General features: G+C 51.8%; 12 protein-coding genes. 10 read left to right on the top strand and 2 right to left on the bottom strand.

The window, feature by feature from the left end:
• Positions 1-13 precede the first annotated feature (13 nt).
• From zipA to ACJJIL_RS13820, 10 genes are all read left to right on the top strand, one after another.
• Positions 14-1,030 (top strand): cell division protein ZipA, encoded by a 1,017-nt coding sequence (zipA, locus tag ACJJIL_RS13865; protein WP_445359958.1) that lies wholly within the window; start codon positions 14-16, stop codon positions 1,028-1,030.
• Positions 1,031-1,181: 151 nt separating this feature from the next.
• A complete protein-coding gene (gene ligA / locus ACJJIL_RS13860) occupies positions 1,182-3,233 on the top strand; it encodes an NAD-dependent DNA ligase LigA (RefSeq protein ID WP_445359957.1) in 2,052 nt (683 codons plus the stop codon).
• A 177-nt stretch (positions 3,234-3,410) separates the two neighbouring features.
• The gene (locus ACJJIL_RS13855; RefSeq protein WP_282933471.1) at positions 3,411-3,845 is read left to right on the top strand and encodes a hypothetical protein; all 435 of its coding nucleotides are present in this window, start codon (positions 3,411-3,413) and stop codon (positions 3,843-3,845) included.
• Between the two features lie 252 nt (positions 3,846-4,097).
• The gene (locus ACJJIL_RS13850; RefSeq protein ID WP_282933470.1) at positions 4,098-4,544 is read left to right on the top strand and encodes a DUF4399 domain-containing protein; all 447 of its coding nucleotides are present in this window, start codon (positions 4,098-4,100) and stop codon (positions 4,542-4,544) included.
• A gap of 58 nt (positions 4,545-4,602) precedes the next feature.
• Complete coding sequence (locus ACJJIL_RS13845; RefSeq protein WP_413665142.1) at positions 4,603-5,988, top strand: class II fumarate hydratase; 1,386 nt, start codon at positions 4,603-4,605, stop codon at positions 5,986-5,988.
• Positions 5,989-6,249: 261 nt separating this feature from the next.
• A complete protein-coding gene (locus ACJJIL_RS13840) occupies positions 6,250-6,450 on the top strand; it encodes a hypothetical protein (protein ID WP_282933468.1) in 201 nt (66 codons plus the stop codon).
• A 3-nt stretch (positions 6,451-6,453) separates the two neighbouring features.
• Positions 6,454-7,524, top strand: coding sequence for an AraC family transcriptional regulator (locus ACJJIL_RS13835; RefSeq protein ID WP_445359956.1), 1,071 nt, complete (start codon positions 6,454-6,456; stop codon positions 7,522-7,524).
• A gap of 178 nt (positions 7,525-7,702) precedes the next feature.
• On the top strand, positions 7,703-9,496 hold the full coding sequence (locus ACJJIL_RS13830) for an acyl-CoA dehydrogenase C-terminal domain-containing protein (RefSeq protein WP_444932741.1): 1,794 nt from the start codon (positions 7,703-7,705) through the stop codon (positions 9,494-9,496).
• Between the two features lie 81 nt (positions 9,497-9,577).
• Positions 9,578-9,913: an SCP2 sterol-binding domain-containing protein gene (locus ACJJIL_RS13825; protein WP_444932742.1), complete on the top strand. Its 336-nt coding sequence runs from the start codon at positions 9,578-9,580 to the stop codon at positions 9,911-9,913.
• 150 nt (positions 9,914-10,063) lie between these two features.
• Complete coding sequence (locus ACJJIL_RS13820; protein WP_444916080.1) at positions 10,064-11,701, top strand: AMP-binding protein; 1,638 nt, start codon at positions 10,064-10,066, stop codon at positions 11,699-11,701.
• Positions 11,702-11,883: 182 nt separating this feature from the next.
• On the opposite strand, the gene ACJJIL_RS13815 is transcribed toward ACJJIL_RS13820, so the two are convergent.
• Both ACJJIL_RS13815 and ACJJIL_RS13810 read right to left on the bottom strand, forming a co-directional pair.
• A complete protein-coding gene (locus ACJJIL_RS13815; RefSeq protein ID WP_444916081.1) occupies positions 11,884-13,635 on the bottom strand; it encodes a M28 family metallopeptidase in 1,752 nt (583 codons plus the stop codon).
• 251 nt (positions 13,636-13,886) lie between these two features.
• On the bottom strand, positions 13,887-15,086 hold the full coding sequence (locus tag ACJJIL_RS13810) for a phosphatidylinositol-specific phospholipase C domain-containing protein (RefSeq protein WP_444916082.1): 1,200 nt from the start codon (positions 15,084-15,086) through the stop codon (positions 13,887-13,889).
• Positions 15,087-15,108: the final 22 nt, after the last annotated feature.

Here is a 15,108-nt window from a genome sequence, read left to right as displayed (position 1 = left end):
GAGGCGCTAAAAAATGGATAACTGGCTGGTTACAATCCTGGTTGTCGTTCTGCTGGTCGTTGTGGTCGATGGCATACGCCGGGCGATCTTGCGGCAGCGCGCGGCAGTTAAGGTCTCCCGCAATCTGTCGCGGGCCATGCAACCTGAAGTAAAAAATGAAGCTGATCCGGTCTCAGAGAAGGCTGAAGAAGAGCCCCCGGTCCGCAAACCCCTAGAGACGCGGGAGCCCAAGCCCGCAAACAGCGAATTGCCCGGGCAGGCTCGCGTTGTTCAGCGCCGTCCGCTAGAGGATGCGCTACATGTGAATCGCCAGGTGCAGGAGAGCTTTATTTCCTCGCGCAAGCCGCTCGCTGGCAGCAATCCCCAGAGGAGTCCGGAAGAGCAGGGTATCCTCGATTTGGAAGAGCAAGTCCCCACTCTGATGGAGTCGGTCGGTGAAGAGCAACGCTATGAGCCTGCATTAGATGAGGCTGAAAGCCTAAATGCGATGGATAGCGCTCACAGTCCTGAGCATGAAGCGGTGCATGAGGATTCTCAACCCGAACGATCTTCTCAGTCTCCAAGCTGTGGCAGTGTTGGTGAAGGTGCTCCCACCCGTGAGGTGCTGGTGATTAATGTAATGGCGCCAGAAGGGGATTACTTCGAGGGTAATGACTTACTTCGGGTAATGGTTGCCTGTGGCATGCGCTTTGGTGAAATGAATATTTTTCACTACCATGAGCACGGCGGTGCTGATGGGGCCATTATCTTTAGTCTCGCCAATATTGTTGTGCCCGGCGTTTTCGACTTGGCCCAGATGGAAGAATTTGCCACGCCAGGTGTTAGCCTGTTCCTGACACTACCTGTGGAAGGCGAGGCGATTAAAGCTTTCGATCAACTGCTTTCCACCTCATACAAAATTGCCGAGCTGCTCGGTGGCGAATTGAAGGATGAGAATCGCAGTGTATTTACCGCGCAAACGGCGGAGCATTATCGTCAGCGGGTTGTGGAGTACCAGCGTCGCAGGACTTTAGCGATGGCGCAAAGCTAGCTCGCAATCTCTAAATAATTGTTGCCATTTTTAATGCGGCCCGGGATGCCGGCTGATTTTCATTTTGGAAATTAGCCGTAAGCTCGGGCCGTATTTGCATGTAAAATCGAAATAATTTTCTAACTATTATTTTTATTCACTCGAATTGCCGATGACTCATCAAACTATTTCCCCTCAAGTGCGCGAACGTGTTCAGGAATTACATGAAATCCTCCAGCGTGCGAATCACCAATACTATGTGCTTGATGATCCCGAGTTGCCGGATATTGAGTACGACCGGCGCCTGCGCGAGTTGCAGGACCTGGAAAGTGAATATCCTCAGCTGCTAACTCAGGATTCTCCCACCCAGCGGGTCGGCGCAGAGCCGCTTTCCTCTTTTCAGGAAGTTCGTCATGAGGTGGCGATGTTGTCTTTGGATAACGCCTTTAATGATGAAGAGTTGCTGGAGTTTGACCGCCGGGTGTGTGAGCGCCTCAACAGTAAAGGGCCGGTGGAATACGCCTGTGAACCCAAGTTAGACGGTATCGCTATCAGCCTTTTATATCGCGACGGCGTACTTGAGCGAGCGGCAACGCGAGGGGATGGCACGACGGGTGAGGATATCACCCAGAATGTACGCACCGTGGGATCTGTACCTCTGCGTTTGCGTCAAGCAGATGGTATTGAAAAGTATCCGGGTGTATTGGAGGTGCGCGGTGAAATCTATATGCCGAAAGCGGGCTTTGCCGAATTGAATCGCAAAGCGGCCGCGGCGGGTGAGAAGCTTTTCGTAAATCCTCGAAATGCCGCTGCCGGTAGTTTGCGTCAATTGGACTCCCGCATAACAGCGCAGAGACCGCTGGAATTGTGTGTTTATGGCACTGGCCTTGTAGAGGGCGGTGAGCTGCCGGAAAAGCACGTTGAGACTTTGCAGCTGCTGGGACATTGGGGCTTCCGTACAAACCGGGAGATGCGCGTCGCTAAGGATATTCAGGGCTGCATCGACTACTACAGGGAAATCGGTGAGAAGCGCGAGGACCTCGCTTACGATATTGACGGTATTGTTTTTAAGGTCAACAGTATTCCCCTGCAGCGCCGCCTCGGTTTTGTTGCCCGCGCACCCCGTTGGGCCATGGCCTATAAGTTTCCCGCTCAGGAGGAAATGACTGAATTATTGGATGTTGAATTCCAGGTAGGGCGCACCGGCGCGGTCACCCCGGTTGCTCGCCTGCAGCCGGTTTTTGTCGGCGGCGTTACTGTTTCCAATGCAACTCTGCACAATCGAGATGAGATCGAGCGTCTCGGCGTGCAAGTGGGTGATACCGTCATTATTCGCCGTGCCGGAGACGTTATCCCGCAGGTGGTTTCTGTAGTGGAGAGCAAGCGCAAGCCGGGTGGTCACGCTATTGAATTCCCCACGCATTGCCCGGTATGCGGCTCGCCGGTGGAATCCACTCCCGGTGAGGCGGTGGTCCGTTGTAGCGGTGGCTTGATTTGTAGTGCACAGCGCAAGCAGGCCATCAAGCATTTCGCTTCGCGCAAAGCGATGGACATTGATGGTCTGGGAGACAAGCTGGTAGAGCAGCTGGTAGATGAGGACTTGTTACACTCGGTGTCCGGGCTCTACCACCTCACCTTGGAGCAGGTGGCGGGACTTGAGCGAATGGGGCAAAAGTCTGCCCAGAACCTCCTCGATGCACTGGAGCGCAGTAAAGAGACCACGCTGCCTAAATTCCTCTATGCCCTGGGTATCCGGGAAGTGGGTGAGGCTACAGCGCGCAATTTGGCGCGGCACTTTGGCGAATTGAATCCGCTAATGTCGGCAGATGTCGAGGCTTTGCAGGAAGTTGAAGATGTGGGCCCAGTGGTCGCTCATTTTGTTGCTGAGTTTTTTCAGCAGCCTCATGCCCAAGAAGAGGTGGAGGCACTGCAGCAGGCGGGTGTGCATTGGCAAGCGGAAGAGAGTGACGAGCAGGATCAGCCCCTGGCAGGGGAAACCTGGGTGCTTACCGGCAAACTGGAAACCCTGTCCCGCAGTGAAGCAAAAGACTACTTACAGAGGCTGGGTGCGAAAGTCGCAGGAAGTGTTTCCGCCAAGACCGGCACTCTGGTTGCTGGGCCAGGCGCCGGCTCAAAATTGACCAAAGCACAGGAACTGGGTATCACGGTTATGGATGAAGAGGCGCTTCTGGATATGCTGCGCGAAAGGGGCTTTGAGATTTAGTCCTGGTATTTTAGGCGGGGCACCATTAGTAACTGAATAGCCGAACTTTTGAGCACTTTGCAGGTTCGTGTTTTGTTTTGTGGCTTTCTGGTCGCTTCGCCGTTAAAGTTGATGCCTTAGATCTGTTTTGCCCTGGGTACCTGATGTCCAGTGGCACTGTGGTAAGGAATGGAATTAATGCTTCAGGGCGATCAGGAATCCATCGTTTACGGATGTATCAAAGACAGCAATAGCCTCGCTGGCGGCAGCGATCGGCGCAGGGTGAACCGCAATGCTGTGCTCGCTCTGCCCAGTGCTGATGAATGGCCATTCCTGTGCCGGGATATGTTTGCTATTCCCACCATTAAGGTGAAGCAATCCCAGTACCAAACCGATGTTATCCACTTTGGCGCTTCCTATCGGGCGGTAGAATACGAGTGGGATTTGTGGATACAGAAGTTTGAAGAGTTGCTGAAGAGTATGTATTGGGTTTCGGCAACTGTGCATTTGGAAACTGAGCTTTCCGGCGTTCACTCTTTCAGCTGGGAGTCCGCTGGCCTCTATCACGAGCCGGGCAGCGGCGATATGCAGGTTCGCTGCGAGTGGACCCAAGAGGGTCGGGTGAGTATCTGATTTTTCTGGCCCGGTTGGTCCGGGCCCTCTCTTGCCTAATTGCCGCAAAACAGATTTAAATAAGCAGCCCTGGCACAAATCCTATCTCTCTTTATCTTTCCGCAACTATATTCCCTGATAGTCTCTGGAACTGAAACTTTGGTCTGTTAAAGTGTCTTTGCCGAACGGTACCAAGGTGCCGCGGCCGAGAAGCTGTAAAGCCAGATTATAAGAATTGGCGCGATCTGGGCGCCCTATCAGGAAGGAATACACATGATTAAATCCAGTTCTCTGCTGTTTGCCAGCGCACTGATGCTATCGCCGCTGTTACATGCGTCTGAGCACGAAAGCAAAATGGATATGAGCAGTAAGGCCCCAGCAGATGCCAAGGTCTATATTATCTCGCCGAAGGATGGAGAGAAGGTGCCCCAGACATTTACGGTGAAGTTTGGTTTGTCTGGTATGGGTGTGGCGCCGGCGGGTACCAATCAAGAGAATACCGGCCACCATCATCTGCTGATTGATGTGGATGATATGCCGGATATGAGCAAGCCTTTGCCGGCGAGTAAGAACATCATTCACTTTGGTGGCGGGCAAACCGAGACTCAAGTTACCTTGCCACCCGGCAAACATACGCTACAACTGGTTCTGGGCAACTATATGCATGTGCCACATAAAGAGCCTGTGATGTCCAAGAAAATTACCGTCGTGGTCGAGTAGGGCTGCAGCGGCTAAATAACCTTCTGTCGATGCATTAAACGCATCTGGGGAGAGTGAAATGGGTGGCGAATTCCGCACTGAAAAGGACAGCCTGGGCGAAGTTCAGGTGCCGACTGAGGCGATGTATGGTGCGCAAACCCAGCGCGCAGTGGAGAATTTTCCTGTCAGTGGTCACGGCTTGCCGGCAGAGTTTATCCGCGCCATTGTGCTGATAAAGAAATCTGCTGCGGAGGCCAACCGGGACTTGGGGTTGCTGGATAAAGCCCAGGCTGAGGCCATTATCAATGCTTGCGACAGTCTCGGTGATGAGGAGTATGCCACTCATTTCCCCGTCGATATTTACCAGACAGGTTCTGGTACCAGCTCAAATATGAATGTTAATGAGGTGCTCGCCCACCTCGCAGAAAAGCACAGTGATCAAACCATCAGCCCCAATGATCACGTGAATATGAGTCAGAGCAGTAATGACGTGGTTCCCACCGCAATTCATGTGTCCGCCCTGCTTGCAGTGCGCGACACCCTGCTGCCTGCGTTGCGCCATTTGCACACTGGCTTGTGCGACAAGTCCACGGAACTTGAAAGTATTGTAAAAACCGGCCGCACCCATCTGATGGATGCAGTGCCTATGACAATGGCGCAGGAAGTTGGAGGCTGGGCTGCACAAATAGAGGCGTGCCGGGAGAGAATTCGCGCGGTAATGCCTCGGCTTGCCCAGCTGGCTCAAGGCGGTACGGCGATTGGCACCGGGCTCAATGCTCACCCGGATTTTGCCGAGCTGTTCGCGCAAAAAATCAGCGCCCACACATCTCATCAGTTTCGCCCGGCAGAGAACTTTTTTACCGCAATTTCTAGTCAGGATACGTCGGTGGAGTTGTCCGGGCAGCTCAAGGTGTTGGCAGTTTCCCTGATGAAAATTGCCAACGACTTGCGCTGGATGAACAGTGGTCCCCTTGCTGGTCTCTCCGAAATCGCCCTGGAGGCCTTGCAGCCAGGGAGTAGCATTATGCCGGGCAAAGTGAACCCGGTTATTGCTGAATCAGTTACTATGGTTTGTGCACGGGTGATGGGTAATGACACCACAGTGACCGTGGCGGGACAGAGCGGCAATTTTCAATTGAATGTTATGTTGCCTTTAGTAGGCAGTACGTTGCTGGAAAGTATTAACCTACTCGCCAATGCATCGACCCTACTGGCTGATCGAGCCGTTGCCAGTTTCGCGGTGAATCGGGCGCATATTGAGGGAACCCTGGGCCGCAACCCCATTTTAGTGACCTCCCTTAACCCAGTGATTGGTTACTTGAAAGCGGCGGAGATTGCCAAGGCCGCCTATGCCAGCTGTAGGCCAGTGCTGGATGTTGCTGTTGAAATGACGGACCTGGATAGAGAAACGCTTGAGGAATTGTTAGATCCCGCCCATTTGGCCAAGGGTGGGCTGATTAGCTAGGGGCAAAAAAGGCGATTCCCAACAGTATTAACGATATAATGGCTGTCAGGCACATAAGCCAGAGCAAAAGCCTTAACAGCGTGGCTCGATCCTCTGGTTCCAGCATTCTTCTGCTCATTGGTGCCTCCTGCGGCGTTGACAGGAACCGGCCAATCCCTCACGATTCGACGCCGCGTCGGTACTGGGTGCCGACAATACAATGGTAGCGCCACAAAATGTGGCAGTCTCACCTGTTTTGAAAATCAATGTATCCAGATCGTCATGGCTAAAAGAAGTCGCCGCTCCTTTATTACCAGTGTCCTCGCCTGTGTCGCCTTTGTAGTGGCGGCGGTCTACAGCTGGGACCTGCCCGTTAAGGATGTTGTCACCTATTTCATTCTTCTATTGGTGATATTGCTTGTCATCATTGCTCTGGCGTTTGGGTGCGGGGCTTTATTGAATTGGTTGCGCAGGCGTAAATAATAGATGGCGTCAACGGAAGAGGATATTCGCATCCCTATCGCGTACCTCGAGCGACTGCTCGAAGAGGCGACCAAGCATGGGTGTGATCGCAAGGAGCTTTTAGCTTCTGTCGATATCGATGAGTCTGAATTGCAGGGTGTGTCTGCATTTTCAGCAGTAAAGTACGGCCGCTTATACCAGCGCGTGATGTGGCTGGCGCAAAATGAGTGGTTTGGCATGCTTAGCGGTGGAAGGGTCCGTTCCGGGTCTTTTCGCTTGTTGTGTCTGGCGGTGGTGAATTGTGCAACCCTCCGCCAGGCGATTACGCTCTGTGCCGAATTTATGGAAATCTGCCGAGGTTTTAAGGTGAAGCCGGTACTCGGAGAAGGTGGCCATGGGCGCGAGCGGGTTGAAATTTGCGGGATCAGTTCGCTGGGCAGGGGCGAATTTGAGCAGCTGCTGAATAACACGAGCCCCAGTGTGGTGCGTACAACTCTAGCGGTTTGGCACAGGTTTTATTGTTGGCTGGCAGGGCGGGAGATTCCGCTGGCCAGGTTGCACTTCTCATTTGCTTGCCCAGAAGAGTTTCGCAGTCTCGCGCAAAGCGAGGCCAATGAGTTGTTATTTGAGCAGCCGTTTAATGCGCTCGAATATGATACCCGCTACCTGGAATACCCTGTGGTGCAAAGCCCGCAGATGGTCGAGGACTTTATTCGCACCGCTCCTTACCACCTGGTGATCAGCGACGGCAGTGCCAATAGTATCAAAACCAAAGTAAAAACCATTTTGAACCGGGATGTGAGCGAGTCCATGCCCGCCGCTGAGGCGGTGGCGGAGAGACTCAATATGTCGGTCACCACGTTGCGACGTCGCCTGCAGCAGGAGGGTACCTCCTACCAGAAGCTCAAAGACGAATGTCGGATGGAAGCGGCTTTTCACTACCTCAGCTGCCCGGATCTTTCCAATGGGCAGATCGCAGAGATGCTTGGGTTCGATGAATCCAGTGCTTTCTTCCGCGCCTTCAAAAAATGGACGGGAATTACGCCAGGCGAGTATCGCCGGGGTGGTCGCGCCGCAGCTGGCCTGGATATTTGACTGGGCCAGTCACCTTTTTTCATCCTCTCGCCTCGATTTGTCACCGCTTTGGACGGGTTTGGCCATAGAGGGGGCTGCTCGCTTACTACTATGATGAACCAATCTTAGAAATTAGTCATAAATATGACTGGATGGTTTTGCCTCCGGTCCCAAACATAAGCGAATTGAGGTTATCAGGATGACCGATATCAAAATGCCACTGCGTGATTTGCGTTTCGTAATGCGCGAGATGCTGGACTCAGAAAAGCATTATGAGTCACTTGGATATGAGGAGGCTACTCCTGATGTCGTGGATGCCATCCTGGAAGAGGGTGCAAAGTTTTGTGAAAACGTTATTGCACCGCTGAACCAAATTGGCGACCAGCAAGGTTGCACCTGGAAAGACGGTGAAGTTACTACCCCGGAAGGCTTTAAAGAAGCCTACCAGCAGTTTGTAGAGGGTGGCTGGGCTGCGCTGCCCCACGATCCTGAGTACGGTGGCCAGGGCCTGCCGCCCTCGCTCGGTACTATCATGAGCGAGATGGTTGGCACCGCCAACTGGTCCTGGGGCATGTACCCCGGCTTGTCCCACGGTGCCATGAACACCCTGGAAGAGCATGGTACTGAAGAGCAGAAGCAGGTTTACCTGACCAAGCTGGTTGAAGGTAGCTGGACTGGCACTATGTGTCTGACCGAGCCTCACTGCGGTACCGATCTGGGTATTCTGCGCACCAAGGCCGAGCCAAATGACGATGGCTCCTACGCGATTACCGGCACCAAGATCTTTATCTCCGCCGGTGAGCATGACATGACTGACAATATTGTTCATATCGTACTCGCCCGCCTGCCAGACGCACCTGCTGGCACCAAGGGTATCTCCCTGTTTATCGTACCCAAGTTCCTGCCGAACGCTGACGGCTCTGCCGGTGAGCGCAACGGTGTGGTATGTGGTTCCCTCGAGCACAAAATGGGTATTCACGGCAACGCCACTGCAGTGCTGAACTTTGACGGTGCTAAAGGCTTCCTGATCGGCGAGCAGAATAAAGGCCTGAGCTATATGTTCACCTTTATGAACACTGCGCGCCTGGGCACTGCTCTGCAAGGCCTGGCTCACTCCGAGATCGGTTTCCAGAAGTCCCTGGCTTATGCAAAAGATCGCCTGCAAATGCGTTCTCTGTCCGGCGTGAAAAACCCGGAAGGCCCGGCTGACCCGATTATTGTTCACCCTGACGTGCGCCGCATGCTGATGACCCAGAAAGCCTTCTCCGAAGGTGGTCGTATGCTGGTTGTTAAGTGTGCACAGCTGGTTGATATCACTCACAAAGGCGATGCTGATGCGAAGAAAGCCGCTGACGATATGCTGGCGTTCCTGACGCCGATTGCAAAAGCATTTTTAACGGAAGCTGGTTTCGAATCTGCCAACCTGGGTATGCAGTGTTTCGGTGGTCACGGCTATATTGCCGAGTGGGGTGTGGAGCAGAACGTACGTGATTCGCGTATCTCCACTATCTATGAAGGCACCACTGGTATTCAGGCTCTGGACTTGTTGGGCCGTAAGGTTCTGATGACCCAGGGCGAATTGCTGCGCGGTTTCACCAAGCAGGTTCACAAATTCTGCCAGGCGGAAATTGATAACGAAGCACTGGCGCCTTTCGTTGCTAAGTTGCAAGAGCTGAACAAGCAGTGGGGAGACCTGACCTTGCACGTTGGCGGCAAAGCTATGGAAAACCCAGATGAAGTAGGTGCTGCTTCTGTAGATTACCTGATGTTCTCCGGTTACACCGTGCTGGCCTTCCTGTGGGCGCAGGCGGCTAAAGTTGCCAATGAAAAACTGGCAGCGGGCACTGGAGAAGAAGATTTCTACAAGGCGAAAATTACTACCGCGCGTTTCTTCTTCGAGCGTATCCTTCCTCGCACTTCCAGCCACGCAACGTCCATGTTGAGTGGAGCAGGCAACTTGATGGAATTGGATGCCGAGCATTTTGCATTCTGATCCCGCTCTGAAATTAAAACCGCCGGCAAATGCCGGCGGTTTTTTTGTGAGTAATAAAGCGGCTTAGACGGAGAATTTCCGATGCAATTGCCGGATTCAGTTCAAGAGCGCCTGTATCACTTAGCTTGTTCGTACCCGCTGGCTCGGGTACAGTTCCGGCTGCCAGATGCCTGTGACTTCTATGTTTATGTCACCGAAGTATCTAAAAATTACAAAGTGATTTCCGAATTTGGTCAGACTGATAATCCAGAACTAACATTGGAAATGGAAAACAGCACTCTCAGTGCTATATTGGACGGTCAATTAAGTGGGCGTCACGCCTTCCTTTTGGGGGATGTTCAATATTCTGGAAATCGCGAATTGGCCGCAGCATTGGCAGGTTTATTTCCTGCGAATAGTGAAGAGGGAGACCGGTAAAGAGAGGTTTTAAACCCTTCTTTTTCACCGCCTCAAAGATACTACAAACAATAAATAAATTCTCGCTCGCCAAGAGATATGGCAGCTTTCGCCTATGGAGACGGAAGGTGTGGGCAAGCGACGACAACAATCAGGAATGGGAGAAGAGAGTTGGACATTGATCGCAGCATACTTGATGTCTTTAAAGGCGCTTGCGCCAAATTCGGTGACCGGCCGGCTTTCACATGCCTGGGGCGTACACTTTCTATCAATGATATTGACACGCTAAGTGGAAAATTCGCCTCTTATTTACAAAATCATACTGACTTGAAGCCCGGCGATCGCATCGCTGTCCAGCTGCCCAACGTGTTGCAGTACCCAGTGGTTGTTTTTGGTGCACTGCGCGCAGGTCTGGTTGTAGTAAATACCAATCCGCTGTACACGCAGCGCGAGCTTAAGCATCAGCTGAATGATTCAGGGGCCAAGGCTCTGGTCGTACTGGCGAATATTGCCGATACCGCTGCTGCCGTGGTTGCTGAAACTGATGTAAAGCAAGTTATTGTTACCGAAATTGCGGATCTGCACAGCCCGCTGAAACGTACCTTGATCAACAGTGTGGCGAAGTACGTTAAGAAAATGGTGCCTGAATTTTCTTTTGCCAATGAAGTTCGTTTCCGCGATGCCATGGCAAAAGGTGCTGAGCGTCCACATAAGGATGTTGAGCGCACTAAAGAAGATATTGCGGTTTTACAATATACCGGCGGTACCACTGGAGTTGCCAAGGGTGCAATGCTGACTAATGGCAACCTAGTTGCCAACATGGAGCAGGTGCGTATTGCCTTTGCCAATGGCATGAAAGAGGGCGAGGAGTTCTATATTGCACCTTTGCCGCTTTATCATATCTACGCATTTACCATCCACTGTATGTGCCTTTTCTCCACGGGTAACCATTCGCTATTAGTACCCAACCCGCGCGATATCCCGGGTTTTGTGAAGATGTTGAAAGGCCTGCGTTTCACAGGATTTGTTGGGCTCAACACCCTATTTAATGGGTTGATGCGCAACAAGGATTTTGCTGAGCTGGACTTTAGTAAATTGCACTCGACAGCTTCTGGTGGTATGGCGTTAACTCGAGATACCGCTAAGCGTTGGGAAGAAATGACCGGCTGCATTGTTATGGAAGGTTACGGTATGACCGAGACTTCCCCGGTTGTTTCATTTAACCCGGCTGATGGTGTGCAACTGGGTACAGTGGGCGTTCCGGTTCCCGGTACCGAGGTTAAGGTTGTCGATGAAAATGGCAATGACCTGCCGAATAACTCCCCTGGTGAGTTGTGTGTACGTGGGCCGCAGGTGATGAAAGGTTATTGGCAGCGCCCGGAAGCGACTGCGGATACTATCGATAGTGAAGGTTGGTTGAATACCGGTGATATGGCCGTTATTCAGGATGACGGTTACATCAAAATTGTGGATCGCAAGAAGGACATGATTATTGTGTCCGGCTTCAATGTATATCCCAATGAAATTGAAGATGTGATCAGCGCGCATTCGAAGGTCACTGAAGCTGCCGCTATCGGTATCCCGGATGAGAAAAGTGGTGAGCAGGTGAAGCTCTTCCTGGTGAAGGCTGATCCATCTTTGACTGAAGATGAAGTTGTCGCCTACTGCCGTGAGCATATGACGGCTTATAAAGTGCCGAAGCATGTGGAGTTCCGTGAGGACTTACCCAAAACTAATGTGGGTAAAATCTTGCGCCGTGAACTTCGCGATGAAGAGTTGAAAAAGCTTGAGGCTACTAGCGCTGCTTAAGTCGCTATTTAGCTAAAGAGTTAATTCGCTTAAAAGGCCCTGCTGGAGACAGTGGGGCTTTTTTATTGGTTTCGATTCAGGGAGATGCACCTGCAGCTAATGCAGGGTTGATGTTTGGGGGGGGAGGTTGGTGGCACCGAGGAGGTACCACCAAGGAAAAACGGGATATTTATCCTGCTTAGTTATTTGCGGCTTTCGGCACTGGCGTCGCGAATAGCGCGGAACTCATTGCCTTCATACCAGTTGGGCCAGTCGCGGCTGTTTGCCAGCTTCAGGCCCAATTGCAGGCCCAGCTGCAAATTCATAGCGGCGCCTTTCAGGTTCCAGTTGGGGTCGTACTCATCTCCCGGCTTGTGGTAGTGCTGGCTGAGATATTCCTTGTCCTTGGATTGTGCCCACTCCCGGCCGTGCTCATGGTTTTCGCTACCGGAATCAAAATACAGCATTGGCACGCCTTCTTTTGCCAGGCTGAAATGATCTGAGCGATAGAAGTAGCCGCGTTCCGGGTGCTCTTCAGCAGCCAGATAGCGGCCCTGCTTTTTGGCGGCTGCTTCTAAGAGATTTTCCAGCTCGCTGCTGCCGAAGCCTACGACGGTGATGTCTTTGGTGGGGCCCAAGACATTCATAGCGTCGAAGTTAAAGCCGGCAACCGTCTTTTCCAGAGGTTCAACTGGGTTGGCGGCATAGTATTTGGAGCCGAGTAAACCGGACTCTTCAGCAGTTACTGCGACGAATACCAGGGAGCGATCAGCTTGATCCTCTTTTACTGCTTGGGCTGCAAGAGCAAGTAGTCCAGCGGTACCGGTGGCATTGTCCACTGCGCCATTGAAGATATGGTCTTCACCAGAAGCATTTCGGTTGACCCCTAAGTGGTCCCAGTGGGCAGTGTAAACAATGGTTTCATCTGCGTACTTTTTGCCGGGTAACTTAGCAATAACATTGCGAGAGTTGGACTTCTCAAGGCTGTTGCTGAGTTCGATGCTGGCTTTGAGTTCCAGTGACTTAGGCTTGAATCCCGATGCTTTTGCCGCTGCCATTTCTTCGGCCAAATCGAGACCTGCTGCCTGGAACAGATCCTTCGCTGCCTGGTTAGTGATCCAGGCCTCAATCGCCACGCGATCGATATTCTTGTTTTCTGCTTCAAGGCTTACCTGGGCGCCAGACCAGGAGCCGCTCACTACTTCCCAAGGGTAACCGGCAGCGCCATTCTCATGGATAATAATGGCCCCTGCGGCGCCCTGACGGGCAGCTTCTTCAAACTTGTAGCTCCAGCGACCGTAGTAGGTCATGGCATTGCCATTAAATAGAGCCTCATCTTGGGTAGCATAGCCAGGGTCATTCACCAGAATGACTGCGGTTTTGCCTTCCATATCCAGACCTGCGTAGTCATTCCAGTTGTTTTCTGGAGCTACGATGCCGTAACCGACAAAAACCAATTCGCTTTCATTAAGGCTGGATGCGCTGGTTTGCCGCTGGGTAAACGCGACCATGTCGTCAATAGGTTTTAGAACCTGGCCTACACCTTCGCCCTGAATAGTAAGGGGGGTGGATTGAATATCCATCTCTACAATGGGGACTTCCTGGAACCAGCTGGGGTTACCGTCGGAATCTACGGCGCCAGGGGTAAGTCCGAGCGCCTTAAATTGCTCTGCCAGATAGTTTACCGTCAGCTCCTCACCTTTACTGGCGGGAGCGCGGCCTTCGAATTCATCAGAAGCCAATACGGCGACATGCTTGTGCAGGTCGGCGGCGACAATATCAATTTGAGCCTTCTCAGCGGCTTCTTGATTGAGCTTTTCGGTGCTGTGTTCGGTATGTTCTTTATGGGAGTGCGCTTGTGAGCTGACTTCTTCGTTGCCCTTGCTACAACCGCTGATAACACCGCCGATGGCTATAGCCAAGCCAAGGCGGCGCCAGGTGGTAGGAATTCGCATAATTTTGTCCTGACAGTCTTGTTAGGAGGCAGATTATGCCTGATCTTGTCTTAACTAACGACATATCAGTGATCAGTGATCAGTGGAGAGTAGAGTGTGGCTGGGCCCAGAGCTATATTCCCGTTTTGGTAATTTAGTTGAATATGGTGACAGGGTTTGTGTTTGAGAGGTTTCAATAAAACTCGCCTTGGATAGGAGGCTCGGGCTTAGCCTCCTATCCAGCCTAAATCCTCAAGTCGAGATTTTTGAGGTTAATTGTGCTGCCACTGGCCCTCAGTTATCTGGTCCTGATAGTTAATCCATACCTTGTCATAGCCAGTGGTTTCCTTGGCGCTTTTAAGGGCTTGGTTGTCCTGGCTATTGGTGGGGGCGGAAAACAAGTAGTCATTGCCCAGTGCTTGGCACACCCCGGCACCATAAGAGAATGGGCCTGTTGAGGCGCTGACCAGCCAGCTACCTTCAGCCGTGTTCTTACATGCGAAGCTATATTGGTTGCTGCAGTTGGCATCATTCCAGCGCCCGTTGCCCCACTGCATAGCGCAATCCTCATTGTTCAAGTTATTTGGCTCATTCTGATCCCATGACCAAATAGCTGCAGCGATGCGACCATCGGTCGTATTCATATTATCGAGGTTGATTATGTTGTGGCCTATAGCAAAGCCATTGCGCACATCGTCGGCTGTGATTCGTTCAATACCACCGCTAAAAATTTCTCCTATAGTGCCAATAGTGGTGCTGTCTTCCCACACTCGACCGATTTCCCCTAATCCGGTGAAGGCCATGTTCTTCATGTCACCATTTCCAGAGCAGCCGCTATCTTTCCACACGACGACTTGTTTCCCTGCAGCAAGCACATCATTTTTTGTAAGGCTGCTGGGAATACTCTGGCAGCCGCCACTGTAGAAAATCTTATCCCCGAATCGATCGGTTATTTGGTTGTAGAGATCTTGATGGCGCCCATCAGAGTGGTCCTCGATATATAAAATGATGACTTCGTCCTGATTGGCGCTGTCATTTAGCCAGTCCTTTATTTCGTTAAATCCTTCAGTCGCATACTTATCATTGATACTGCAGAGCCCATGGCACAGAAGTAATCTTTTTGGGTAGGAAAAAAGGCTCTCCATTTTCGTTGTCCAATGGACATCCAGCTCTATAAAGCGAGCTCCCATGCGCAATTGATCTTTTATGGAATGCTCCTGTTGAGGGTCCAGGTAGCGGCATCCCACTGAGAAGTTACAGGCGCGATACACTTCTGAGTTGTAAGAATTGTGTGTCCCCAAAATATTGTTTTCACTCATGGGAGTGTGGTTGTCTATTTGACGCTGTAGATCCAAGGCTGTGCCTGTCCAGCTGTTTTGGAAATCAGAAATGCTATCGGCCCAAAGGGGGGGAGAGGCGAAGGAAAGTACAAATAGAATCGATAGGATCATCTGTCTGATAGTGTGTTTCATTATTTTTCTCCGGACTGAGTAG

This window comes from Microbulbifer maximicatervae (SeqCode) (genome assembly GCF_052468095.1).
This window is presented reverse-complemented; position numbering and strand designations above follow the sequence as displayed.